Genomic DNA, 24,535 nt, shown 5'->3' on the forward strand with positions numbered 1-24,535 from the left:
TATCTCAAAATCTTTTAAAGCATAAATTAATTCCTAACGATTATCATCACCGATTAAAAACATAGCCCGTAGTTTCAACCACGGGAAACATATTGCAATAACACATTGTGACAAACATATTGCGCCCAACGGTTGAAACCGTTGGCAATGTTTAAACAGAACAACCCGCATCACAGTTTAGTACCCACATTTAAAATCAAGAATACATAGGTTAAAAACAAAAAACTCTGAAGATTAATATATCCTCAGAGTTTTTTGTTTTTAATATTTTCTAACACATTAATTATTACTTTTCCATATTAATATAAGCAGGATAAGATTCGCGATTTGGCAGAATAAATTCTTCGTCATAAGGCTGTACTCCTTCCCCATTATTATAATCAGCGACACGTTTTGTTCCATTTGCTGTGCTTCCGCCTGTACCATTAATAACATTTTGAATATTTCCTGAACCGGCAAAACGGGTAATACACATTTTTTCCAGTTTCACATTTGGGCTGTTTGGTGCTTCAAATCCGTTTTTCTTGTTTACATTTCCATCCGTTCCTGTAAAAACGGCGTAAGATCCCATTCCTATAGTATGATGTTCTTTTACAGTATTAGCAACTTTAAATGCTGCATAGCCGTCAACTCTCCCTCCCTGACTGCTCCAGCTTGCTTGATTTGGTGCATCATATGGAGGTTCATTTTGAAAGAAATACGTTCTGCCGCGTTCTCCAAGCCACAATACTTCATATTCCTGATAATGTTCAGTAAAAAGAGCATAAAGCGTAACATCATTACCCGTTACAATAAGTCCGTTTTTACATCTGTCTCTCTGCCAGCGTGCATTGCCGCCTTTCTGCGAACCATGATCAGCACGCCATAACCAGAAATGATCTCCCACAACATTACTACTGTTAATCTGCATAGAAGCCTGTATCTGGATATTTTTAGACTGAACTCCTCCTACTCTGCAAGTAATATCTGCAAGTAAAATAGGATCTGCCGCATGATTTGCATTTGCACCTTCGTTACCAATTCTAATTTGATACGTTGTACTATTAAACGAATCCATAAGAAGTCCGGCAACAATAACTCCGTCTTTATCATCAGCATAAATACATCCCCATATATTTTTTTCGGCTGGCTCCAAAGTTACCGATGCTATACCAGCTCCTAAAAGTATGGCATCTTTTCTGTTTACCTGAATAGGAGCATTTAACGCATAATGTCCCGGAGTAAAAAATATATTCTTACCAGCTTTTAACGCATTATTAATTTCTACATCAGTATCACCTTCTTTAGCGACATACCATTTCGTAAGCAAATCCTGAACCTGACCTTTACCCATATCTTTCGACGACCACGAAACTCCTACTCTGTCTTTCTGCCAAGCCGGAACAAAGACTTTGTATTCTCCATCATTATCTATAAAAAGAAAAGGTTTTTCTCTAATAATAGGCGTAGTTGGAATTGGCGAATTAGCATTATCTGCCTGAGGAGGGTTAACACATCCCTGCCAAACCATATTATATGAACCACCCATAGCTCCTGAGCCCGAAGGAAAAACAGTATTTCTAGTGTACCATTGCTGTTGTCCGCCCCAGTTGGGTCTTGATGATGTATAATGCGTATCGGCGATAAAGCCTCCGCTTCCCCAAAAATTGGTATTTCCAACATCTGAAATATATTTCGAAGTGCTGTCAATTAATAATCTTCGTGCACTGGTTGACTGCGAAACCGTCCATGCAAAATCTCGCATTACTTCTACATTTTCTACAGAACGCCAAAAAGTACAAGTAGCATTCGCTCCACCTGAAAGATGAGGCCTTGTAAATATAGAACCTAATTTAACATCTGACGGAACTTTTCCTAAACCTCCAATGTGAGAGTAAAATCCCAGCTCTATTGAATTTGCTTCTGCTCCTGATGCTGAACCCGAACCACCAGAATCGTAAGTCTGGCCTTTCACGTTTGCTTTGAAATAATAAGCCTGACGTTTGGTTGTCCACTCACCGTTGGCTCCGCCTAAACCAATAGATTCAAACTGCGAATTAATTTCTTTCCGTGCCGTTTCTGCTTTCTCATATTTTCTATCATAGAAATACATATTATCTCCAAAAATCTGATTTTCAAGCGAAATTATTATGAATTCATACCCACGAGTAATCTTATAATGATTTTCATATTTATCTGCATTAGGTTTATTATCGGTAAATTCTAATTTAGAAGTTGAGCCAATCGAAACAAAATCTGATGCCAGACGGCTTCCTCCTCTTGTAATTATATAATTTCCTGAAGAACCAAAAGCAGACCAGGTTAAGGTTATACTATGCTTTTTTTTGTTGTAAACAATTTTTCGTTCTGTTGTACTTTCCTGTTTTTTTTCATTAGACGGATAAGATGAAATAAAACTGCATAAAGTCAGCATAAACAAAAATGCCGTAAATACTGAAATCGCTTTTTTAGTCATAAGAATGTTCATTTTTGTGGTTTGATAGTTTGTAATAATAGTACTTTTAAAGAAGCCCAAAATAGCAATAATCTCCAACCTAAAAGTCCGTTTTTGGTTCCAATTTTCTTATCAAAAACTATACAAAGCCTCAATTTTGGCTTTTAACAACACAAATAAACCGTCTGCTATATGTTGATTCTTTTCCAATAGTTTTTTTTTGCCCTTCTACAAAAATTAGAAAATGAAAAAGATAATACTATCTATGGCTTTAGCCGTTTCCTCTACAGTTCTTTCACAAAAAGCCCCTGCTTCTGCAAATACCGATGTAGTAAATGAAGAACAGAATTTTTACAAAAAAGATGCTCATGCTTCCTATTATCACGACAAATTTAATGGCAGAAAAACAGCCAGCGGAAGAAAATTCAACAACAACGACCTGACTGCTGCACATAAAACGTTTCCCTTTGGCACGATGCTGAAAGTTACAAATGAAGCAAACAACAAATTTGTAATTGTAGAAGTTACAGACAGAGGACCTTTTGTTAAAGGAAGAGAAATTGATTTAAGCAAAAGGGCATTTATGAGCATTGCTTCTAACAAAAAAAGCGGTGTAGTTTATGTGACTATAGAAATTTTAAAATAAGCTCTTTTCTTAGGACAAAATCAGATTCGTCTCTTTTTACAGAAGGAACATCAGGCAAATTGACCAAAATTTAATTGATAATTCTATTCATAACTAAATTTATTTTGTTCCCAAGACCCATGAAACCGCGATTAAGCAAAGTTTCTTAAATGTTAACAAAATAGATTTTCAAAAACCATAAATAATTGTATTTTTACGGTTCAAAATTCAGAAAATAAATGGGCAAAATCATTGCTATTGCTAATCAAAAAGGAGGCGTTGGAAAGACTACTACATCAGTAAATCTTGCTGCCTCATTAGGTGTTTTAGAGAAAAAAGTATTATTGATCGACGCTGATCCTCAGGCCAATGCCACATCTGGCCTTGGAATAGACGTAGAAACAGTTGAAGTTGGAACTTATCAAATTCTAGAACATACTGTTACACCAAAAGAAGCCATTTTAAAATGTACATCTCCAAATGTTGACGTGATACCAGCTCACATTGACCTTGTTGCGATCGAAATTGAATTGGTTGACAAAGAAAACCGTGAGTACATGCTTAAAAAAGCATTAGAAGAAGCAAAAGAAGAATATGATTATATCATTATCGACTGTGCACCATCTCTAGGATTGTTAACCCTGAATGCTTTAACAGCTGCAGATTCTGTAGTTATTCCTATTCAGTGTGAGTATTTCGCACTTGAGGGATTAGGAAAACTATTGAATACTATTAAGAGTATTCAAAAAATACACAACCCGGATCTTGACATTGAAGGTTTATTATTAACAATGTACGATTCAAGATTACGTTTATCTAATCAGGTTGTAGAAGAGGTTCAAAAACACTTTAATGATATGGTTTTTGATACCGTAATCCAGCGAAATGTAAAATTGAGTGAGGCTCCGAGTTTTGGAGAAAGTATCATTAATTATGATGCTACAAGCAAAGGTGCCGTAAACTATATTAATTTAGCTCAAGAAATTATAAAGAAAAACAGTAAATAGTTTTTATGACAAAAGCAATTAAAAAACAAGCCTTAGGAAGAGGATTATCAGCATTATTAAAGGATCCGGAAAACGACATTAAATCAGTAGAAGACAAAAATGCTGATAAGGTTGTTGGAAATATTATTGAGCTTGAAATAAGTGCTATCGAAATAAATCCGTTTCAGCCTAGAAGCAATTTTAATGAAGAATCATTACGTGAATTAGCCACTTCTATTAAAGAACTTGGTGTAATTCAACCTATTACTGTTCGAAAATTAGATTTCAATAAATACCAGTTAATCTCGGGAGAGCGTCGTTTACGTGCTTCTACTTTAATTGGTTTAACTCATGTTCCGGCTTACATTCGTATTGCTAATGACAATGAGTCATTAGTTATGGCATTAGTTGAAAACATTCAGCGTCATGACTTAGACCCAATCGAGATCGCTCTTTCTTACCAGCGTTTAATTGACGAAATTCAATTAACACAAGAACAAATGAGCGAACGAGTTGGAAAAAAACGTTCAACTATTTCTAACTATTTACGTCTTTTAAAATTAGATCCGATTATCCAAACAGGTATTCGCGATGGTTTTATCAGTATGGGACATGGCCGTGCCATCATTAATATAGAAGATCTAGATGTACAGACTGATATTTACCAAAAAATCGTAAGCCAGAACTTATCAGTTCGTGAAACCGAAGCTTTAGTTAAAAACTATCACGAAGGCCAGCAGCCAAAAGCAGAAGGAGAAGGAAAAGCCAAACCTGATTCTGCATTTGTAGTTAGAGAAACGCAAAAAAATACTTTCAATGATTATTTTGGTTCGAAAGTTGATATAAAAGTTGCTGGTAACGGAAAAGGAAAAATTACGATTCCATTTAATTCTGAAGCCGATTTTAACAGAATCATAAAATTAATAAACGGATAGTGAATAAAATTGTCCCCATAAGTTTATTGTTCTTTCTCTTAGGAACCGTCTCTCTTTTTGCCCAGGTAAAAGAAGAAACGGTTTTGGTCGCTAAAGACAGTATTGCGTTAGAAGAAATAGACCCGCTGACACCAGCAAAAGCAGCCTTTTACTCTGCTATTTTACCCGGCTTAGGCCAAGCATATAATAAAAAATACTGGAAAATTCCTTTAGTTTACGGAGCTATTGGTACAAGTTTATACTTCTATATAGACAACAACAATAAATATCGTGATTACAGAAACGCCTATAAACGAAGATTAGAAGGCTATAATGACGATAAATACCAATATCTGGATGAAAGCCGTCTTGTTGCAGGACAAAAATTTTACCAGAGAAACAGAGACCTTTCTGCTTTATTTGTTGTTGGATTTTACGTTTTAAACATCATCGATGCCAATGTTGATGCTGCATTAATTCAATTTAACGTAAACGAAAGACTATCGATGCGTCCGGAAATTTATCCCAACGATGTAACATTTAAACCAAATGTTGGACTAACTTTTAATTATCGCTTTTAAACAGCTTTCTGTTTAAAACAATCACAAATACATACAAAATGAAAATTGCGCTTTTAGGATACGGAAAAATGGGTAAAGTAATCGAAAGAATTGCTTTAGAAAGAGGTCATGAAATAGTTTTAAAGAAAGATGAATTCAATACTTATGACGGACTTTCAACAGCCGATGTTGCCATTGATTTCAGCGTTCCATCTGCAGCAGTAAGCAACATTTCTGCATCTTTTAATGCTAATGTACCAGTGGTATCAGGCACAACAGGATGGCTGGAACATTACGATGAAATGATTGCACTTTGCAATGAGAAAAAAGGCGGATTTATTTCAAGTTCAAATTTTAGTCTTGGAGTAAATATTTTCTTTGGATTAAATGAATATTTAGCCAAAATCATGAATCAATTTGATTCTTACAAAGTTTCAATGGAAGAAATTCACCACGTGCATAAACTTGATGCGCCAAGCGGTACTGCAATTTCTCTGGCACAAGGTGTTATCCAAAACAGCAATTATGCAGAATGGACTTTAGAAGAAGCAAAAAACAATCAAATTCATATTGAAGCTAAAAGAATTGGCGAAGTTCCGGGTACACATACCGTAAATTACGATTCAGTTATTGACAGTATCGAAATTAAACATACTGCTCATAATCGTGAAGGTTTTGCTCTTGGTGCCGTTATTGCAGCAGAATGGCTTGCTGGGAAACAAGGAATTTTCACAATGAAAGACGTATTAAATCTACAATAAACAGAATAAAATTTTGGATTAAACAAAACCTCAATCCTTAATTTGAAACTTAAAATACAATATTATGACACTTTACTCTTGGTTCGTATTTTTTCTGGCTGTTCAAATAATTCATTTTGCGGGTACATGGAAACTGTATCTGGCAGCAGGAAGAAAAAGCTGGGAAGCAGCAATTCCGGTATATAACTCAATCGTATTGATGAAAATCATCAGCCGCCCAACTTGGTGGACTTTACTGCTTTTCATTCCAATTATTAATTTGATTATGTTTCCGGTTGTTTGGGTTGAAACACTTAGAACCTTTGGAAAAAAATCGACTTTAGATACACTTTTAGGAATTTTTACGCTTGGTTTTTACATCTATTATGTAAACTATACTCAAAAATTAGAGTACAATTCCAATAGAAAATTAACTCCAGAAAACAAAACAGCTGATACTGTAAGTTCGCTTCTTTTTGCTATTATCGTAGCAACTTTGGTTCATACTTACGTAATTCAGCCTTATACGATTCCAACTTCTTCATTAGAAAAATCACTTTTAATTGGTGATTTCTTATTTGTAAGTAAATTAAATTATGGTCCAAGAGTACCAATGACAACTGTTGCATTGCCAATGGTTCATGACTCTATCCCGTTAACAAAAAGAAAATCATACTTAAGCTGGCCTCAACTGCCTTATTTTAGACTTCCGGCTTTCGAAAAAATAAAACGAAATGATATTGTAGTTTTTAACTGGCCGGTAGATACGGTACATTATTTCTACGAGCCAAAAGGAAGACCGGGTGTTATAAAACCAATCGACAAGAAATCAAACTACGTAAAAAGATGTGTTGGTGTTCCAGGAGACAGTTTGTCTATTAAAGACGGATTTGTTTTTATTAACGGCAAAAAACTGGTTTTACCTGAAAGAGCAAAACCTCAATATTCTTATTCTGTAGCTTTAGACGGAAAAACTTCAATAGATTTCGAATCTTTATTCAAAGAATTAGATATTACTGATCCTGCAGGTTTTAGAACAGAAAAAAGAGATACTCTTTATTTTAGAGCATTAACCGAAGCAGGTGCAGAACGTTTAAAAAACACTCCGGGCGTTACCGCTGTAAAAAGAGAAATTGACAACGGAAACGACAATGCTATTTTCCCTCACATTAACAAATGGAGTCAGGATAATTTTGGTCCGATTTATATTCCGGAAGCAGGAAAAACAGTTGCTTTAACAAATGGATCTCTGCCATTTTACAAAGAAATCATTACCAATTACGAAGGAAACACTTTAGCATTACAAGGTTCTAAATTCTTAATTAATGGTAAAGAAACAAACACCTATACATTCAAACAAAATTACTATTGGATGATGGGAGACAACCGCCATAACTCTGAAGACAGCCGTTATTGGGGTTATGTACCGGAAAACCATATAGTAGGTAAGCCGGTTTTCATCTGGATGAGCTGGGATACAAACGGAAAAGGTATCAATAAAATTCGCTGGAGCAGAGTATTTACAACAGTTGACGGCGAAGGACAGCCGCAATCCTACTTTAAATATTTCTTAATCATTCTAGCTCTTTACTTCGTTGGAGAATTCTTCTGGAAAAAAAGAAAACAAAATAAAGCATAAAAAACGTTAATTCGTTAAACTGGTAAATCGTTTAATCGTTTCTCAAAAAGAACGATTAAACGATTTACCGATTAAACTAAAACCGCAATGAACTCTTTAATACTTCCCACCTATTTTCCGTCAATCAGCCACTTTGCAGTTATGGCTCAATCTGAAAATATAACTTTTGAGATGGAAGATAATTTTCAGAAACAGACCAATAGAAACCGTACTTATATCTATAGCCCAAACGGAATTCAATTATTAAATATACCGGTTAAACACTCTAAAGCGGCACATCAAAAAACGAAAGATATTTTAATTGAAAACGAATTTGACTGGCAGAAACAGCATTTTAAGTCATTAGAAGCAGCATATAGAAGTTCTCCTTTCTTTGAGTACTTTGAAGATGATATCGCTCCTATTTTTGAGAAAAAACATAACTTTTTGATGGATCTTAATTTTGAAGTTCTGGACACGGTAACAAAATGTCTTAGAATGAAATTGGAGTTTGGAAAAACAACCGAATATTTTCACGAAGTTGAAAACATTTCTGATTTCAGACATTTAGCAAACGGAAAAAAAGACCAGAATTCATTCGAAAAATATATTCAGGTTTTCGATGACAAACACGGGTTTATCAACAACTTGAGTGTTTTGGATTTACTTTTTAATGAAGGGAAATTTGCAATGGATTATTTAAAAACCCAAAAAATAATCTAAAACTGATCTATTGAAAGCCTTGTCATTATAGGATAATGATCTGAGTTTTCAAAATCAGGAAAGCTTTCAAATTGTTTTACCTTCATTTTAGTGTCGGTAAAAATATAGTCAATCCTTGCAGGATAATATTTAAACTTATACGTTGCTCCAAAGCCTTCTCCAGCCTCTTCAAAAGCATCTTTAAGTTTTCCCTTAATATTTCTGTAAACGTATGAAAACGGGCTGTTATTCATGTCTCCGCAAATAATAATAGGGTATTTGCACTTTTTTATATGCTCTTTAAAAATTTCAGCCTGTTCTTGCTGCTGCGTAAATCCTTTGCTGATTCTGGCATAAATACGCTGTGATTTTTTTTGGTTCACATTATCAATATCGTCTGAAATTTCACTTACATCCGGAGATATTTTGATAGACTGCAGGTGCATATTATAAACACGAATAATATCCTTTCCGCGTTTAATATCAGCATAAACCACATTATTATCTGATTTAGGAAAAACAATTTTTCCTTCGTCGATAATTGGGAATTTTGAGAAAATAGCCTGACCTGTTTTTATCTGCTTCCCATCAATAAAAATGTAACGATGCGGATACACTTTTAAATCCAAATGTGCAGAGTTTGAATATTCCTGAATACACAAAATATCCGGGTCTTTCTCATCTATAAATCCTTTTATATTTTCGGGAATATCGTCGCGGTCAAGCCATTTAAAAACATTAAACAAGCGGACATTATAACTCATTACCGAAAAATCCTTTTCGTCTTTACTATATTCTTTGGCAGAAAATTTATAAAACTTACTGATAAAAGTAATTCCGGTTAATAAAACCAAACCAGACAAAATAAGGCGTTTTTTAAACTGAATTGCCCAGTAAACAAAGAACAATCCATTAGCAACAAAAAAAGCCGGCATAAACAGCGTAAGCACCGATAAAAGCGGAAAACTCTTAGGTGCTAAAAAAGGCAGAATATAGACGCTAAATGTAAGCACAGTCAGCACTATATTCAAAAAGAACATTATTTTATTAAACCACGAAAGGTTTTTCATAGTATTCTGCTAAGGATTATTTTCCAGCTTTAAACAAAAACTCTTTTTCTTCTTTTGTCAGGCAGTCATAACCAGACTGACTGATCTTATCCAAAATCTCATCGATTTGCTGCTGTGTTTTGTCTTTTGTGACAATTTTTGATGTTGTTTTTTCAGTCGGCTTTTTATAATTCTTATGAACTGTTTTAAATGGGGTCGTTGGTGATTTTCTAAAAAGATTAGTAAAAAAATCTAATATTCTGGTAATTACAGTACTTAAATCTGTTCCGTTTTGAAGCAGCTTAATAAAGATAAATCCAAAAAAAGCACCGGCTAAATGAGAAATATGACCTCCCATATTATCCAAACGAAACTGCATTAGATCTAAAACTAAAATTACCCCTGTAATATGCCAAAGCTTTACATTGCCAAACAAAAACAATCGAACATTCATTAAAGGCTGATAGGTCGTTGCCGCAACTAAAATTGCCATTATAGCAGCCGAAGCTCCAACTATTGATGCCGAAGTTCCTAAAACATAAAAACTCAAAGCAAATACAATCCCCGAAAAAATGGCTCCCAAAATGTACAAACCTAAATATTGTTTCTGCGTAAAAAAAGTCAGGAACAAATTGCTGGCAAAGTTTAAAACCAGCATATTAAACAGCAAATGCATAAATCCGAAATGAAAAAATGCATACGTTAAAAACGTCCACGGTTTAAACATAAAAACCTGTGGGTCTGAAGACAGAGCCAGCCAGTTTGGAAAAGCAAAACTTCCGTTAGAAAATTGATAGAAAAAAACTAAAGAGATGAGAAAACAAGCGATATTCCAATAAATAACACGCAAAGCGATACCGCCTAATTTATATTGAAGTTTTAAATCGTCAAGGATATTCATAAAGTCTTCTTTTGGTTTCTTAAAATTAATCAATTAAAGTTAAAAATTAATTCCAACGATTGTTATTAAACTGATTTTTTTTCCAGTACCACATGATCATAAATCCAAAAAAAGCACCGCCAATATGAGCATAATGAGCAATTCCGGAATCGATTCCCATTAAAGAACTTCCGAAGATTCCAAAAAACCCATCAAACAACAGCATATAAATCGGCACAAAATATTTAGCCTTAATTGGAATTGGAATAAACATAATTCCAAGTTCTGCATTTGGAAACATAAAAGTAAATGCCACAAGTAATCCGTAAATAGCTCCAGATGCTCCAACAACAGTTCCTAAATAAGCATTCATGAAATGTTTAAACTCTGAAACGGTCAAAATTTGCTGCCATCTCGTATCAATTTTTCCGTCATTCAGTAAATTCAAAATATCTGCTTTGTGATATCCATTAGCCAGCAGAATATTTAAACTGTCCTGATAGAAATAATAATTTACTGCAAAATTTACCAAAGCGGCTCCTAGTCCACATGAAATATAGAAGAATAAAAATTTCTTCCCGCCCCAGAAATGCTCTAATGTTGATCCAAACGAATAAAGTGCAAACATATTAAATGCGATGTGAGCAAAACCGCCGTGCATAAACATGTGCGTAATAGGCTGCCAAACTTTAAATCCTGGATTTTCCGGAAAAAACAGCGCCAGATATTCGTAAGAAACCGGCACTAACTGAGCACCAATAAAAACTATTATATTAATTATAAGAAGTTGTTTTACAACTGGAGTCATATTCATCATAAGGCAAATTTTTTATCTATATCTTCAACACGCATAGTGATAAAGGTAGGTTTTTGAAAAGGTGAAATATTAGGATCCTTACAGGCAAACAAACCGTTTACCAGATTATCTTGTTCTTTCTCGGTTAAATAAGATCCGGTTTTAACCGCTAAACTTTTTGCCATCGATTTGGCAATAGTATCGTTCTGACTATAACTGCTTGCAGGAATTCCGTCTTGCAAATCGCTCAACAACTGTTCTATTACTAAAGAAACTTCGCTTTCGGTAATGTTTACTGGAATTCCGGAAATTACAACATGATCTGTTTGTGCTTCTTCAAACACAAATCCCGTTGTTTCTAACGAAGGTTTTAATTCTTCGATCAATTTCATTTCTGAAGAAGAATAAAATAAATCCAGCGGAAACAGCAATTGCTGGCTCGAAGCCTGATTTACGGTCATATTCAGCAAAAACTGCTCATACAAAATACGCTGATGCGCACGATGCTGGTCAACGATTACCATTCCGGATTTTATTGGCGAAACAATATATTTTTTATGTATTTGATAGGTTTTTTGACTCGCCTGTTCAACTTCATCATCATTAAATAAAGAAGAAGTTACTTCTTCATTTTCAAATATAAAAGGCGAACTTTCGATAGTTTCCGGATTTTCAGTATCTAAACCCACATATAAACTTTCCCAGCTTACAGTTGGCTCTACCCTTTTTGAATATCCAGAATAAGATGAACCTGAACCTGATCCAGAAGACGAAGAGGATCCTGAACTGTAACCAGAACCTGATCCTGAGCTCGCTTTTGTATAATGCTGATTGGTTTTATCGTCTGTAAAAGGATTAAAAGTTCCGTCAACCTGAATTGTCGGCACTTCTGCTTCTACATCTTTATAGTGATACGGTGTATCTAAATTTGAATCTCTGTCAAAATCTAAAACAGGAGCTACATTAAACTGCCCTAAACTATGTTTAATCGAAGCTCTTAAAATGGCATATAAAGCCTGTTCATCATCAAACTTAATTTCTGTTTTAGTTGGATGAATGTTAATATCGATTGTATTTGGCGGTACTTGCAAATACAAGAAATAACTCGGCTGTGAACCATCTTTTAAAAGTCCGTCGTAAGCAGCCATAACTGCATGATGCAAATAGCCGCTTTTTATAAAACGATCGTTTACAAAAAAGAACTGTTCTCCCCTGTTTTTCTTAGCAAATTCGGGTTTACACACAAATCCCTGTATGCTGATAATTTCTGTATCTTCATTTACAGGAACCAGCTTTTCATTGGTTTTACCCGACATAATCCCCACAATTCGCTGACGGTATCCTGCAGCGGGAAGATTGTACAATTCGCTTCCGTTATGATAAAAGCTGAAGTGAATATTGGGATGCGCCAAAGCTACACGCTGAAACTCATCCATTACATGGCGAAATTCAACCGTATCCGACTTCAAAAAGTTACGACGTGCCGGAATATTAAAAAATAGGTTTTTAACGGCAAATGATGTTCCTTTTGGCAGAACTGCCACTTCCTGTGAAACAAACTTACTTCCTTCAATTACAATATGCGTTCCTAATTCATCCTGTTCTTGTTTGGTTTTCATTTCCATATGTGCAATCGCAGCAATAGAAGCCAAAGCTTCCCCGCGAAAACCTTTTGTTCCCAGTGAAAACAAATCTTCGGCCTGACGAATTTTAGAAGTCGCATGACGTGCAAAACACAAACGTGCATCAGTAACCGTCATTCCTACTCCGTTATCAATAACCTGAACTAAGGATTTGCCGGCATCTTTTATAATCAATTTGATATCAGTTGCCTTTGCATCAACAGCATTTTCTAACAGCTCTTTTACAACAGAAGCTGGTCTTTGGACCACTTCTCCTGCAGCAATCTGGTTAGCAACGTGATCAGGAAGTAATTGAATAATACTCGACATTAAGCAAAAATAATTTTAAGGTTTAGGGTTTAAATTAAAAACCAAGAAGCACAAATTTAGTAAATTTCTACTGGCTTTTTGAATATCAGTAATCATAAAAAAAACAAAAAACCTATACTATTATGACACAGTATAGGTTTTAATATTTTAAAACAAATGTGTTTTATTCTTTCTCGATTTTTATAGGTGTTTCTTCAATTTGAAGTGCACCAGAAGATAATAAAGGCTGGTTAAACGGATGAGAAATAGAAGCCTGCTGGCGAATATAAGCCATTTTAATTGCTGCAATTGCCGCTTCGGTTCCTTTGTTACCATGAACACCGCCGCTTCTGTCAATTGACTGCTGCATGTTATTATCTGTTAAAACGCAAAAGATAACCGGAATATCAGTTTGAACATTCAAATCTTTTATTCCCTGAGTTACACCTTCGCACACAAAATCAAAATGTTTTGTTTCTCCCTGAATTACGCATCCAATAACAATAACTGCATCTACATTTTGTGTCTGCAGCATTTTTTTTGCACCGTAAATCAGCTCAAAACTTCCCGGAACATTCCAACGGATAATTTGCTGTGCAGGAACATCACAATCAATTAAGGCTTCAAAAGCGCCATTGTAAAGTCCTTCTGTTATAACATCATTCCACTCAGAAACAACAATCCCAAATCGAAAGTCTTTCGCATTTGGGATCGTGTTTTTATCGTATTCTGATAAATTTTTATTTTCAGTAGCCATTTGTATATTTTAGATTTTTAAGTTTCAGACTGTAAAAATACGAATCTAAAATCTAAATTCTTAACTCTAAAATTATAAATTATTGCGCTAATCCAATCAATGCCTCAACAGAAGCAGCTTCTGGAGCAGCATCGAAATTATCTTTAATATTATTTAAATATTTTAAAGCATCTTCTTTCTGTCCTAAAGCTAAAGCAGTTTTAGCAGCTTTTAACAAGAAACGAGGTGTAGTAAAATCATTTTTGTTTGATTCAGCAGCTTTTACATAATAATCTAAAGCTTCTTTTTGGTTATTTTTTTGAGAGTAAGCATCTCCAATAGCTCCTTTTGCTAAAGCGCCTAAAATCATATCTTCAGATTTAAATTCGCCTAAATACTTAATAGCATCGTCAAAATTACCTGTATTTAAATATGCCATACCAGCATAGTAGTTTGCTAAATTTCCTGCATCAGTTCCAGAATATTCGTCAGCAATTTTCACAAATCCAAATTTACCTTCAGATCCGTTTAATGCTAATTTGTATAATGAATCACTTGCTACACCATCAACAGCTTTTTGAAAGTTTTGCTGTGCAACAAACATTTCGTTTGCAGCTTCGTCTTGTTTAGGAGTTTCAATAAATTTTTGGTAAGCCAAATAACCAATAGTAGCAACTGCAATACCAGCAACTAAACCAATAATGATTTTTTGATTTTTAGCAACCCAATCCTCAGTTCTTGAAGCAGTTTCGTCTAATTTAGAAAAAACACCAGCAGTTGTGCTGTCTTTTTCATCAATTACCACCTGTTGTTCTTCAGTTACTTCTTTAACTTCCTTCTCTTTTGGTGCTTTATATCCTCTTTTATTGTAAGTAGCCATTTAAAATTAATTTAGTGAACGGCAAAAATAAAATTTTTCTTGAAACTGAGGCAAAAAAAATCAAAATTATCACTATTTTAAAAAAAATATTTTCAATAAAGCTAAGTCCTTTCACATCAGTATCAAAATAAATCAACTTGAAACATCCTAAAAGCCCTTTATATCGATAAAATTAGATAATTTTACATCCTTAATTTTACTGGCATAAAACAGTAAATTTTCTTTTTAGAGTCTCAAAATGCATTTAAACAAACTTTCTTTATTCAATTATAAAAATTTCTCTGAAGCCGGTTTTGATTTCGACATCAAGATCAACTGCTTTGTAGGCAAAAACGGAATTGGAAAAACCAATGTTCTGGATGCAATTTATCATTTAGCTTACGGAAAAAGTTATTTTAATCCGCTTGCCGTGCAAAACATCAAACACGGAGAAGAGTTTTTTGTAATTGATGCCGAATTAGAAAAAAATGACAGAACAGAGCAAATTGTCTGCAGTTTAAAAAAAGGACAAAAAAAGGTTTTAAAAAGAAACGGAAAAGCATACGATAAATTTTCTGATCATATCGGATTCATTCCGCTTGTAATTATTTCGCCGGCAGACCGCGATTTAATTGTGGAAGGAAGTGAAACACGCCGCAAATTTATGGACAGCGTTATTTCGCAGTTAGATTCAACGTATCTGCATCAGCTTATTCAATATCAAAAAGTAATTGTACAGCGAAATGCCCTTTTAAAATATTTTGCGCTCAACCACACTTTCGACAACGACACCTTATCTATATATAATGAGCAGTTAAATGAATTTGGAAAATCGATTTTTGAAAAAAGAAAAGAGTTTCTCGAAGAATTCATACCTATATTTAATGTACACCATCAGACCATAACAGGTTCAGAAGAATCGGTGCAATTAGTTTACGAAAGTCATTTGTTTGAAAAAGATTTATTAACGCTTTTACAGGAAAACATAAATAAGGACAGAGCGCTGCATTACACAAGCTCAGGGATACATAAAGATGATTTGTCTTTTGAAATTGATTCACATCCTATAAAAAAATTCGGATCACAGGGACAGCAAAAATCGTTTTTGATCGCCTTGAAACTGGCTCAGTTTGAATTTCTGAAAAAACAAAGCGGTGTAAAACCTATTTTATTATTTGATGATATTTTTGACAAACTGGATGAAACCCGCGTTGCTAAAATTGTCGAAATGGTGAACAGCGAAACTTTTGGACAGCTTTTTATTTCAGATACACATCCGGAACGAACCGAAGCGATTGTAAAATCGACGCACCAAACGTATAAGATATTCAATTTATAATTTTTTAATTGAAAATTGGTACAATTTGTATCAGGCTTCATAAGCAAACCCAAAATAGAAATTCTTAAATTAGCCTGAAAAACTTAAAAACAACTGCAATAAAATACAGAATATGTTAACGAAAGAATCATTGCAATTTTTAGACGATTTAAAAAAGAACAATAATAGAGACTGGTTTCAGGATAACAAAAAACGTTATGAAGTCTTCAAAAAAAATTACCATCAATTGGTAAGTGATTTTCTGGATGCTATGAAACCTCTCGATCCTTCATTAGAATTGCTGGAAGTTAAAAATTGTACTTTTAGAATTAATCGTGATATTCGATTTTCAAAAGACAAATCTCCCTATAAAGCACATTTGGGCGTTTGGATGTCAACTGGTGCAAAAGGTGCAAATCGTGCGGGATATTATGTTCATATAGAAAAAGGCGCCAGTTTTATCGCCGGCGGATTTTACTCTCCTGACTCTGAAGATTTAAAAAAAGTCCGCAAGGAAATTGCTTTTTTCTACGATGATCTGCAAGAAATATTAAACGATAAAAACTTTAAAAAAGAATTTGGAAGTTTAGACATAAACGAAAACAATTCACTAAAAAGCATGCCCCGCGGTTACGAAAAAGACCATCCGGCAATTGAGTTTTTAAAATTGAAGAGTTTTACAGCTACTCAAAAATATGATATTTCTGAAGTTACGCAGAAAGATTTCGTTTCGAAAATGAGCAAAAAACTAATTGCTTTAAAACCTTTAAACGAATTTATAAACCGAGCTTTAGAAACTGAGGAATTTTAGTTTTATTTGCCACAGATTTAACGGATTCTCTCAGATTAATTTTTGCAGCAGCAAAATCCTTAATCTTTTTAATCTGTGGCAAAAAACAATACTTAAATGAAAAGAAAAATACTTTTTCTTGGAGAATCTTACCGTGCTGACGCTATAACCTGGATGAAAGGTTTGAAAGAATTCGGCGATTTTGAAATTATCACCTGGGAACTTCAAACGCCAAACAATTCAAAACTTAACAGATTCAAACGTATTTTAGAATATTTCTTTTCTCCTGTTTCTATTAGAAAAATTATTAGAAACCAAAAACCAGATATGGTTATTGCAGAAAGAACTACAAGTTACGGCTTTCTTGCTGCTTTATCCGGTTCTAAAACTATTGCCATTGCACAGCAAGGCCGAACTGATTTATGGCCGGAAGGTTCTGTTTTATATCCTTTTAAGAAATTCATTCAGAAATATGCTTTCAAAAAAGCACATTTAATTCATGCCTGGGGGCCTGTCATGACAATTCACATGAAAGCAATCGGCGTTGATATGAGTAAAGTTTTGGTTGTTCCAAAAGGAATTGATTTGTCGCTTTTTAATCCTTCAACCAACAATTCAAATAAAATTGAAGCGATTGTAACACGTTCTTTACAGCCGGAATACCGCCATGATTCTATTTTAAAAGCTTTCGGAATTTTACATCAAAAAGGAATCGATTTTTCGCTTACAATTGTTGGAGATGGAACCAGATTGCAGTATTTAAAAGATTTAGCCAAAGAACTGCAAATCGATAACAAAGTAACCTTTACAGGAAGAATCCCAAATACAGAACTTCCAAAACTATTACAGCAATCCAATATCTATATCAGCATGCCAATTACCGAAGGCGTTTCGGCATCATTATTTGAAGCAATGGCTTGTAATTGTTACCCTGTTGTTTCTGATATTCCCGGAAACCAGAGCTGGATTACACATCGTGAAAACGGACAATTAATTGAAATTGACAATATCGAAATGCTCGCCAATGAATTGATCTGGTCATTTGAAAATGCTGAGTCCAGAAATCAGGCTATTTTAAGAAATAGAAAGTTTGTTGAGAAAAATGCGAATTATAATAGTAATATGAAGCTTATTGCTGATCGATATCATGAGTTGTTGGATTCTCGAAATAACTAACCTAAAATTCAGCCACAGATTATTAGATTAAACAGATTTTAACCAATCTTTCTAATCTTTGCAAATCTGCGGTAAAAAAAACCATCGTAACTTTTCTTCAATCTCAACGACATATTATTAAAAATGAATTATCTAATTTAATTCTTAAATAATATGAGCAATAGAAGAAACTGGTTAAAACAAATAGGTTTAGGCGCAATCGGATTAAGCTTTACCCAATTTGAAACATTTGCAAATCCGTCAGCAGAAAACTATGTTTCTTTAGATTTAGATAAATCTCCCATATTATTACGATCAAATGAAAATCCGTATGGTCCTTCTCCACTCGCCCGCACTGCCATGCAAAAAAGCGTCAACAGCAGTAATCGATACGGCTGGGATCTTTCAGGAGAATTGATTTCACTTATTGCAAAAAAGAACAGCGTTTCAGACAACAATATACTATTAGGTGCCGGTTCAACAGAAATTTTAGATTTAGTTCTTCAATATACTGCTTTAAAAAAGGGAAATTTCATACTTGCCGAAACAACCTTTAACTATTGGACATTCCCTTCTGAGAAATTAGGCCTCAAAAAAATTACGGTTCCGTTAACCGCAGATAAAAAACATGATTTAACAGCAATGTTAAAAGCAATTGATTCAGATACAAAAATGATTTACATCTGCAATCCTAATAATCCAACGGGCACAATCTGTAATTACGAACAGCTGGTTGCTTTTGTAAAAGAAGTACCTAAAAATATAATTGTTTTTGTTGACGAAGCTTATCTTGATTTCACAAAAGAAAAATCTCTGAGCAGTCTTGTAATTGAAAACCAAAATTTAATTATCACTAAAACTTTTTCAAAAATGTACGGTTTAGCCGGCGCGCGAATTGGTTATGCGATTGCTGCTGTATCAACAATTGACGAACTCAGCGCTTTAAAATCGTCTCCTAATTTATCTGTCAGTTCAGCATCAACAGCTGCTGCTCTGGCCTCATTAAATGACGATAAATTTATTCAGCAAGTGCAAACTGTAAATGAGGAAGTCAAAAAATATACTATCGAGCAGCTTACCAAATTAAATCTAACCTGCATTCCTTCCCAAGCCAATTTTATCTATTTTTCTCTAGACAACTACAAAAAAGACTACTTTAAACAATTAGAAAACAACAACATACAAGGAACAAAAATCTACGAAGAAAACGGAAAATGGACCAGAATTACAATTGGCACTATGAAAGAAATGCAGCAATTTATTGAAGCTGTAAAATAAAGATTCTAAAAAACCGGCAAAAGATTAGGATTTAACCCATTTCAACATTTTTTTCAATCTGTGCTAATCTGCCGCAGAAAAACTTAGCGGACTTTGCGCAAACTTTGTGTCTTTGCGGTACAACCAAAAATTATAATCCTTACTTTTGAGCCCAGATTAAAAAGCTTTTATATATGGAAATCCAATCCAATTTTTCTTTAAAAAACTACAATACTTTTGGTATCGAAGCCAAAGCCAAACAATTCATCGCAGTACATTCTGTTGAAGAATTAAAAACCATTTTAAAAGAAAATAAAAACGAAAAAAAGTTCATTCTTGGCGGCGGAAGCAATATGCTTTTGACCAAAGATATAGACGCATTGGTTATTCATATTGATTTAAAAGGCAAAGAAATAATTAAAGAAGACGAAGATTTTGTCTGGGTAGAAAGTCAGGCGGGCGAAACGTGGCACGATTTCGTTCTTTGGACAATCGACAATAATTTTGGCGGATTAGAAAATATGTCTCTAATTCCCGGAAATGTAGGCACAACTCCTGTTCAGAACATTGGCGCTTATGGGACAGAAATAAAAGACACTTTTGTTTCCTGCAATGCCATAAACATCGAAACTCAGGAAAGTAAAACTTTTACAAATGCCGAATGTAATTTTGGATATCGCGAAAGCATTTTTAAAAATGAAGTAAAAGATCAGTTTATTATCACTTCGGTTATTTATAAATTGACAAAACGCAATCATAAAATTAATACATCGTATGGCGATATTTTAGCCGAATTAGCTAAAAATAACATATCAGAACCAACTCTAAAAGATGTAAGCAATGCTGTAATTGCGATTAGACAAAGTAAACTTCCGGATCCGAAAGAACTGGGAAACAGCGGCAGTTTCTTTAAAAACCCAATTTTATTGAAATCTGATTTCGAGCAAATCCACAAAAAATTCCCTGAAATGAAATTTTACGAAGTCTCAGAAACCGAAGTAAAAGTTCCTGCTGGATGGCTTATTGAACAAGCTGGTTTTAAAGGAAAACGTTTTGGCGATGCCGGAGTTCACAAAAACCAAGCTTTGGTTTTGGTTAATTATGGAAATGCTACAGGTCAGGAAATCTTGAATGTTTCTAAAGAAGTTCAAAAAACTGTTTTTGAAACCTTCGGAATTAAGATTGAAGCCGAAGTGAATGTAATTTAAGAATCCCTTTTAATAATTTATCATTTTCAATTCTGCATAATGACAGAAGACATTTCCATAAAAGTAATAAACCCGGATGATGAAAAAGCAACTTCAATTCTCGAAGAATTGTCTTCAAATCTCTATCTTCGTTTTGGAAGTGACGGCAGAAATTCGTTTACAGACTGGCAGAACAATAATGCAAAATTTGTATTTGTCACAGCAGAATTAAACAATGAAATTATAGGATGCGGTGCAATAAGACCAATTGAAGGAAATATTGGCGAGGTAAAACGAATGTATTCAAAGTTTCGGGGAAAGAAAATCGGGCAGACTATTCTGGCATTTCTGGAAAAAGAAGCAAAGAAAATTGGCTTTACCGAATTAGTTTTAGAAACCAGAGTAAAAAATCTCGAAGCCGTAGAATTTTACAAAAAACAACAATACAATATAATTCCAAATTATGGAAAATATATTGACAGACCAGAAGCAATTTGTTTTGGAAAGTCTTTGATATAAAAACAAGAAAATGTACACACCAGATTTATACAAAAATGAAAATCAGGAAGAAATCAGAACATTTTTAAAAGAAAATAGTTTTGGAATCCTGATTAATCAAACCAACGGAAAATTATGCGCCACGCATATTCCAATGGAATTAGGAATTAATGCCGAGGGAAAAGAAATTCTGGAAGGTCATATTTCTAAACTCAATCCGCAGGCCGAAGGTTTTGCAGCAAACGATCAGGTTTTAGCCGTTTTTTCCGGTCCGCATAGTTACATTTCGTCCTCTTGGTACGACCATGAAAATGTGCCAACCTGGAATTACATAGCCGTACATGTTTATGGAAGAATCAAAATAGTTGATTACGATACCTCTGTAGACCAGCTCAAAAAATTAGTTGACAAATACGAAGCAAATTCTGTAAATCCGGTTCGTGTTGAAAATTTATCAGATAAAACAATGCGCGAAGCCAGAGGAATTTTTGGTCTTGAAATTGAAATTGATGAGATTCAGGCCACTAAAAAACTTTCTCAAAACCGCGACGATCATAATTATAAAAACATAATTTCAGAATTAGAGAAAACCGAAAACCCTCAGTCTATTGCTGTTGCAAAAGAAATGTCAAAATGCCGAAAGTAAATTAGCATTAAACATTGAAAATTAGGAATTCATAACTACATTTGTTCTCGCAAAAATTCAAGTACTAACAGACATTAAAACCATATGCTTATAACTTTATTTTACTTCTTTATTGCTGTTGTTTTTATTCAACTTTTCTACTATTTAGGAATTTTTGGAAAGTTTGCTTTTGCCAAACCTCAAGAAATTACACCAAAAAACATTCCGGTTTCTGTAATTGTCTGTGCAAAAAATGAAGAAGAAAATGTAAAGAAATTTGTTCCGTTGTTAGCAGAACAAAATTATCCTGATTTTGAAATTGTTTTAATTGATGATGCTTCAAGCGACGAAACTTTGGAAGTTTTTGAAGAGTTTGAGCAAAAATATCCAAATATTCGTCTGGTTAAAGTTGAAAACAACGAAGCTTTTTGGGGAAATAAAAAATACGCATTGACACTGGGAATTAAGGCTGCCAAAAAAGAATACCTTTTATTTACAGATGCTGATTGTTATCCAACATCAAAAGATTGGATTACTTCTATGACTTCTCAATTTACAGAAAGCAAAACTATTGTTTTAGGATATGGAGGTTACGAAAAAAGAGAGCGTTCTTTTTTAAACAAAATAATTCGTTTTGAAACTGTTTTAACGGCAGTTCAATATTTTTCATGGGCAAAAGCAGGACTTCCGTACATGGGAGTCGGCCGTAATTTAGCCTATAAAAAAGAAGAGTTTTTTAATGTAAATGGTTTTATCGATCATATTCAGGTTCGTTCCGGCGATGATGATTTATTTATAAATCAGGCCGCTAATAAATCAAATACAACAATATCCTATAATCCGGAAGGTTTTACATATTCAAACCCAAAGGAATCTTTTAAAGATTGGTTTACTCAAAAAAGAAGACATATTTCTACAGCAGAACATTATAAGTTTTTTGATAAATTTCAATTAGGACTTTTCTTCTGTTCACAATTATTTTTCTTTTTATCAGTTATTGTTTTGCTGGCTTTTCAATTTCAATGGATTGCTGTTGTGGCTATTTTGGCAACGAGATACACAGTAGTTTGGACTGTAATTGGATTTTCTGCCGGAAAATTAAAGGAAAATGATATTAAAATCTGGTTTCCTATTATAGAGATAGCGCTTATATTAACGCAAATTAATATCTTTATAACTAATATTTTTTCAAAACCTGTATATTGGAAATAAATTCTAAAATAGAAAAAGCAAAAAAAGGTGACCAGGTCGCCTTTACTTTTTTATTAGATTATTTCTGGAATGAAGTTTACAGCTTCATGCTTAAACGTACAGAAAATGAAACCACAGCTGAAGACGTTACGATAGAAACTTTTTCTAAGGCTTTTGACAAAATAGCTTCGTACAATCCCGAATTTCAGTTTAATACCTGGCTTATTGCCATCGCAAAAAATGTATATATTGATTTACTGCGTAAAAAGAAAACCAGCCTTTTTATCGAAATTACTGATACAGAAGACCAGCAGGCATATAATATTGCCGACACTACTCCATCTGCAGAAGATGCATTAATTAAAGAGCAAAATCTATCTCGTTTGCTTTTATGCATTAAAGAATTAAAGCCCCATTATCAGGAAGTAATACAGCTTCGCTACTTTCAGGAATTGTCTTATCAGGAAATTGCTGACAAGATTGATGAACCTTTAAGTAATGTTAAAGTAAAAATACTACGCGCTAAAAAATTATTAGCAGAAATCATCAATCGTAATAGATAATTTATTATCTTTAAGAAAAGATTAAATTATAATCGCATTTTTTCTTAAAAAAACTATCTATTCACACTAAAACAACAACTTCTACGTTGTTTGCTAAAACCCAACTCCTTTACGCGTATGATTTAAAGTTACTTAACCTTAAAATCCAAAAATCATGTCTAAATTAAGCATCTATGAAAGCAAGTGGACCGATCTTGTTTTCGAAAACAAAAACAAAGAGTACGGAGCGTATCAATTACGCCAAGAAAATTCTAAAACAACTGTCAATGCGTTGTTTATGGCTTTGTTATTACTAACAGCCGTGGGAAGTGTATCGATGCTGGTTAATAAATTTAGTATTGATAATACTGTTGATCCTGAACCGGTAATTTACAAGCCTTTAGTAGTAACTGATCTTAACGACATTGTGAAACCCAAAGTTGAAGAGTACATTGCACCTCCTGCACAAAAGCAAGAGCCTGCATCACAAGCTCCTGTTACTTCATCTCAATTAACAAATCCTGTTATCACTCATGCTGATCAAGCAGTTACAGAAATTGCAACAAACAGAGAAAACACTCCTGTTGTAGACAATACTGCTGCCGGACCTGGAACAGGCGTTAATACAATGCCTACAACTGGAGGGCCAGGAACTGGTGAAATTGACACACCTGTAGTTTCAGGACCTTATACTCCTGCTGCATTAGACAAAATGCCAGAGTTTCCGGGCGGGATAAAAAATTTCTACACTTATGTAGGCAAAAATTTTACCCGACCAGAATTGGATGAAGAAAGAACTTTACGTGTTTACGTTTCTTTTGTAATCGAAAGAGACGGTTCGATGACTGATATTTTAGTTAAAAACGATCCGGGTTATGGATTAGGAAAAGAAGCTGTTAGAGTTTTAAAATCATTAAAAACAAAATGGGCTCCAGGAATGATCGACGGAAAAGCAGTTAGGACTGCCTACAATCTTCCAATAACAATACAAACACAACCAGAATAAAAATACAAGAGCAGAACTTCGGTTCTGCTTTTTTTATATAAAAATCCGCCATAAGAGATTAAAAGATTTAGCATTTATTAAACCTTAATTTTTCTTAATCTCTTAATGCTTAGAAACGTTTTTATTCTCCAATTTA

At 34.0% G+C, this 24,535-nt stretch carries 24 protein-coding genes; 17 read left to right on the forward strand and 7 right to left on the reverse strand.

All coding sequences use genetic code 11. The annotated features are described in order from the left end of the window. Nucleotides 1-286 precede the first annotated feature (286 nt). Nucleotides 287-2,455, reverse strand: a complete 2,169-nt coding sequence (locus tag PQ462_RS20025) for a hypothetical protein (protein ID WP_274251306.1) — start codon at nt 2,453-2,455, stop codon at nt 287-289. Between the two features lie 223 nt (nt 2,456-2,678). Here PQ462_RS20025 and PQ462_RS20030 point away from each other — a divergent pair, with 223 nt between their 5' ends. From PQ462_RS20030 to PQ462_RS20060, 7 genes are all read left to right on the forward strand, one after another. Beyond that, entirely contained in the window at nt 2,679-3,080 is a 402-nt protein-coding gene (locus PQ462_RS20030) for a septal ring lytic transglycosylase RlpA family protein (protein ID WP_274251307.1), read from the forward strand. 218 nt (nt 3,081-3,298) lie between these two features. Next, nucleotides 3,299-4,066, forward strand: coding sequence for a ParA family protein (locus tag PQ462_RS20035; RefSeq protein ID WP_121360213.1), 768 nt, complete (start codon nt 3,299-3,301; stop codon nt 4,064-4,066). A gap of 5 nt (nt 4,067-4,071) precedes the next feature. Then, complete coding sequence (locus PQ462_RS20040) at nt 4,072-4,980, forward strand: ParB/RepB/Spo0J family partition protein (RefSeq protein ID WP_274251308.1); 909 nt, start codon at nt 4,072-4,074, stop codon at nt 4,978-4,980. Further along, entirely contained in the window at nt 4,980-5,540 is a 561-nt protein-coding gene (locus PQ462_RS20045) for a DUF5683 domain-containing protein (RefSeq protein WP_012022312.1), read from the forward strand. Before PQ462_RS20040 ends, PQ462_RS20045 begins: the two co-directional genes overlap by 1 nt. A gap of 38 nt (nt 5,541-5,578) precedes the next feature. Beyond that, nucleotides 5,579-6,280 (forward strand): 4-hydroxy-tetrahydrodipicolinate reductase, encoded by a 702-nt coding sequence (dapB, locus tag PQ462_RS20050; RefSeq protein WP_121360212.1) that lies wholly within the window; start codon nt 5,579-5,581, stop codon nt 6,278-6,280. Nucleotides 6,281-6,344: 64 nt separating this feature from the next. Beyond that, entirely contained in the window at nt 6,345-7,898 is a 1,554-nt protein-coding gene (lepB, locus tag PQ462_RS20055; protein ID WP_274251309.1) for a signal peptidase I, read from the forward strand. A gap of 87 nt (nt 7,899-7,985) precedes the next feature. Continuing rightward, complete coding sequence (locus tag PQ462_RS20060; RefSeq protein ID WP_274251310.1) at nt 7,986-8,600, forward strand: WbqC family protein; 615 nt, start codon at nt 7,986-7,988, stop codon at nt 8,598-8,600. On the opposite strand, the gene PQ462_RS20065 is transcribed toward PQ462_RS20060, so the two are convergent. From PQ462_RS20065 to PQ462_RS20090, 6 genes are all read right to left on the reverse strand, one after another. Further along, nucleotides 8,597-9,649 carry an endonuclease/exonuclease/phosphatase family protein gene (locus tag PQ462_RS20065; RefSeq protein ID WP_183044554.1) on the reverse strand — a complete coding sequence of 351 codons (1,053 nt, stop codon included), beginning with the start codon at nt 9,647-9,649 and terminating at the stop codon, nt 8,597-8,599. The genes PQ462_RS20060 and PQ462_RS20065 overlap by 4 nt on opposite strands. Nucleotides 9,650-9,665: 16 nt before the next feature. Next, the gene (locus tag PQ462_RS20070) at nt 9,666-10,529 is read right to left on the reverse strand and encodes a rhomboid family intramembrane serine protease (protein WP_274251311.1); all 864 of its coding nucleotides are present in this window, start codon (nt 10,527-10,529) and stop codon (nt 9,666-9,668) included. Between the two features lie 46 nt (nt 10,530-10,575). Next, on the reverse strand, nt 10,576-11,325 hold the full coding sequence (locus PQ462_RS20075) for a rhomboid family intramembrane serine protease (RefSeq protein ID WP_012022318.1): 750 nt from the start codon (nt 11,323-11,325) through the stop codon (nt 10,576-10,578). Further along, nucleotides 11,322-13,256: a DNA mismatch repair endonuclease MutL gene (mutL, locus tag PQ462_RS20080; protein ID WP_274251312.1), complete on the reverse strand. Its 1,935-nt coding sequence runs from the start codon at nt 13,254-13,256 to the stop codon at nt 11,322-11,324. The genes PQ462_RS20075 and mutL overlap by 4 nt, the downstream gene beginning before the upstream one ends. Nucleotides 13,257-13,419: 163 nt before the next feature. After that, the gene (gene ribH, locus PQ462_RS20085) at nt 13,420-13,992 is read right to left on the reverse strand and encodes a 6,7-dimethyl-8-ribityllumazine synthase (protein WP_012022320.1); all 573 of its coding nucleotides are present in this window, start codon (nt 13,990-13,992) and stop codon (nt 13,420-13,422) included. 79 nt (nt 13,993-14,071) lie between these two features. Continuing rightward, nucleotides 14,072-14,851 (reverse strand): tetratricopeptide repeat protein, encoded by a 780-nt coding sequence (locus PQ462_RS20090; protein WP_274251313.1) that lies wholly within the window; start codon nt 14,849-14,851, stop codon nt 14,072-14,074. 238 nt (nt 14,852-15,089) lie between these two features. Between PQ462_RS20090 and recF the strand changes: the two genes are divergently transcribed. The 10 genes from recF (at nt 15,090) to PQ462_RS20140 (ending at nt 24,399) form a co-directional block, all read left to right on the forward strand. Next, a complete protein-coding gene (recF, locus tag PQ462_RS20095; RefSeq protein WP_274251314.1) occupies nt 15,090-16,169 on the forward strand; it encodes a DNA replication/repair protein RecF in 1,080 nt (359 codons plus the stop codon). A gap of 112 nt (nt 16,170-16,281) precedes the next feature. Further along, nucleotides 16,282-16,959 (forward strand): DUF2461 domain-containing protein, encoded by a 678-nt coding sequence (locus tag PQ462_RS20100; protein WP_274251315.1) that lies wholly within the window; start codon nt 16,282-16,284, stop codon nt 16,957-16,959. 96 nt (nt 16,960-17,055) lie between these two features. Further along, a complete protein-coding gene (locus PQ462_RS20105; RefSeq protein WP_274251316.1) occupies nt 17,056-18,114 on the forward strand; it encodes a glycosyltransferase in 1,059 nt (352 codons plus the stop codon). A gap of 153 nt (nt 18,115-18,267) precedes the next feature. Then, nucleotides 18,268-19,371, forward strand: a complete 1,104-nt coding sequence (locus PQ462_RS20110; RefSeq protein WP_274251317.1) for a pyridoxal phosphate-dependent aminotransferase — start codon at nt 18,268-18,270, stop codon at nt 19,369-19,371. Nucleotides 19,372-19,544: 173 nt separating this feature from the next. Then, nucleotides 19,545-20,558 (forward strand): UDP-N-acetylmuramate dehydrogenase, encoded by a 1,014-nt coding sequence (gene murB, locus PQ462_RS20115; RefSeq protein WP_274251318.1) that lies wholly within the window; start codon nt 19,545-19,547, stop codon nt 20,556-20,558. 39 nt (nt 20,559-20,597) lie between these two features. Beyond that, nucleotides 20,598-21,056: a GNAT family N-acetyltransferase gene (locus PQ462_RS20120; protein ID WP_274251319.1), complete on the forward strand. Its 459-nt coding sequence runs from the start codon at nt 20,598-20,600 to the stop codon at nt 21,054-21,056. Between the two features lie 10 nt (nt 21,057-21,066). Further along, nucleotides 21,067-21,681 (forward strand): FMN-binding negative transcriptional regulator, encoded by a 615-nt coding sequence (locus tag PQ462_RS20125; protein ID WP_121360203.1) that lies wholly within the window; start codon nt 21,067-21,069, stop codon nt 21,679-21,681. Between the two features lie 84 nt (nt 21,682-21,765). After that, nucleotides 21,766-22,872, forward strand: coding sequence for a glycosyltransferase (locus PQ462_RS20130; RefSeq protein ID WP_274251320.1), 1,107 nt, complete (start codon nt 21,766-21,768; stop codon nt 22,870-22,872). Further along, a complete protein-coding gene (locus PQ462_RS20135; protein WP_012022330.1) occupies nt 22,863-23,414 on the forward strand; it encodes an RNA polymerase sigma factor in 552 nt (183 codons plus the stop codon). The genes PQ462_RS20130 and PQ462_RS20135 overlap by 10 nt, the downstream gene beginning before the upstream one ends. 154 nt (nt 23,415-23,568) lie before the next feature. Continuing rightward, nucleotides 23,569-24,399 carry an energy transducer TonB gene (locus PQ462_RS20140; protein WP_274251321.1) on the forward strand — a complete coding sequence of 277 codons (831 nt, stop codon included), beginning with the start codon at nt 23,569-23,571 and terminating at the stop codon, nt 24,397-24,399. The last annotated feature ends 136 nt before the right edge of the window (nt 24,400-24,535 follow it).

Source organism: Flavobacterium sp. KACC 22758 (assembly GCF_028736135.1).
Taxonomy (GTDB): Bacteria; Bacteroidota; Bacteroidia; order Flavobacteriales; family Flavobacteriaceae; genus Flavobacterium; species Flavobacterium johnsoniae.

What these genes read in the sequence shown, in the direction of transcription:
- PQ462_RS20025 (WP_274251306.1), bottom strand. Translation starts at nt 2,455, where the DNA reads ATGACTAAAAAAGCGATTTCAGTATTTACGGCATTTTTGTTTATGCTG.
- PQ462_RS20030 (WP_274251307.1), top strand. Translation starts at nt 2,679, where the DNA reads ATGAAAAAGATAATACTATCTATGGCTTTAGCCGTTTCCTCTACAGTT.
- PQ462_RS20035 (WP_121360213.1), top strand. Translation starts at nt 3,299, where the DNA reads ATGGGCAAAATCATTGCTATTGCTAATCAAAAAGGAGGCGTTGGAAAG.
- PQ462_RS20040 (WP_274251308.1), top strand. Translation starts at nt 4,072, where the DNA reads ATGACAAAAGCAATTAAAAAACAAGCCTTAGGAAGAGGATTATCAGCA.
- dapB (WP_121360212.1), top strand. Translation starts at nt 5,579, where the DNA reads ATGAAAATTGCGCTTTTAGGATACGGAAAAATGGGTAAAGTAATCGAA.
- lepB (WP_274251309.1), top strand. Translation starts at nt 6,345, where the DNA reads ATGACACTTTACTCTTGGTTCGTATTTTTTCTGGCTGTTCAAATAATT.
- PQ462_RS20060 (WP_274251310.1), top strand. Translation starts at nt 7,986, where the DNA reads ATGAACTCTTTAATACTTCCCACCTATTTTCCGTCAATCAGCCACTTT.
- PQ462_RS20065 (WP_183044554.1), bottom strand. Translation starts at nt 9,649, where the DNA reads ATGAAAAACCTTTCGTGGTTTAATAAAATAATGTTCTTTTTGAATATA.
- PQ462_RS20070 (WP_274251311.1), bottom strand. Translation starts at nt 10,529, where the DNA reads ATGAATATCCTTGACGATTTAAAACTTCAATATAAATTAGGCGGTATC.
- PQ462_RS20075 (WP_012022318.1), bottom strand. Translation starts at nt 11,325, where the DNA reads ATGATGAATATGACTCCAGTTGTAAAACAACTTCTTATAATTAATATA.
- mutL (WP_274251312.1), bottom strand. Translation starts at nt 13,256, where the DNA reads ATGTCGAGTATTATTCAATTACTTCCTGATCACGTTGCTAACCAGATT.
- ribH (WP_012022320.1), bottom strand. Translation starts at nt 13,992, where the DNA reads ATGGCTACTGAAAATAAAAATTTATCAGAATACGATAAAAACACGATC.
- PQ462_RS20090 (WP_274251313.1), bottom strand. Translation starts at nt 14,851, where the DNA reads ATGGCTACTTACAATAAAAGAGGATATAAAGCACCAAAAGAGAAGGAA.
- recF (WP_274251314.1), top strand. Translation starts at nt 15,090, where the DNA reads ATGCATTTAAACAAACTTTCTTTATTCAATTATAAAAATTTCTCTGAA.
- PQ462_RS20100 (WP_274251315.1), top strand. Translation starts at nt 16,282, where the DNA reads ATGTTAACGAAAGAATCATTGCAATTTTTAGACGATTTAAAAAAGAAC.
- PQ462_RS20105 (WP_274251316.1), top strand. Translation starts at nt 17,056, where the DNA reads ATGAAAAGAAAAATACTTTTTCTTGGAGAATCTTACCGTGCTGACGCT.
- PQ462_RS20110 (WP_274251317.1), top strand. Translation starts at nt 18,268, where the DNA reads ATGAGCAATAGAAGAAACTGGTTAAAACAAATAGGTTTAGGCGCAATC.
- murB (WP_274251318.1), top strand. Translation starts at nt 19,545, where the DNA reads ATGGAAATCCAATCCAATTTTTCTTTAAAAAACTACAATACTTTTGGT.
- PQ462_RS20120 (WP_274251319.1), top strand. Translation starts at nt 20,598, where the DNA reads ATGACAGAAGACATTTCCATAAAAGTAATAAACCCGGATGATGAAAAA.
- PQ462_RS20125 (WP_121360203.1), top strand. Translation starts at nt 21,067, where the DNA reads ATGTACACACCAGATTTATACAAAAATGAAAATCAGGAAGAAATCAGA.
- PQ462_RS20130 (WP_274251320.1), top strand. Translation starts at nt 21,766, where the DNA reads ATGCTTATAACTTTATTTTACTTCTTTATTGCTGTTGTTTTTATTCAA.
- PQ462_RS20140 (WP_274251321.1), top strand. Translation starts at nt 23,569, where the DNA reads ATGTCTAAATTAAGCATCTATGAAAGCAAGTGGACCGATCTTGTTTTC.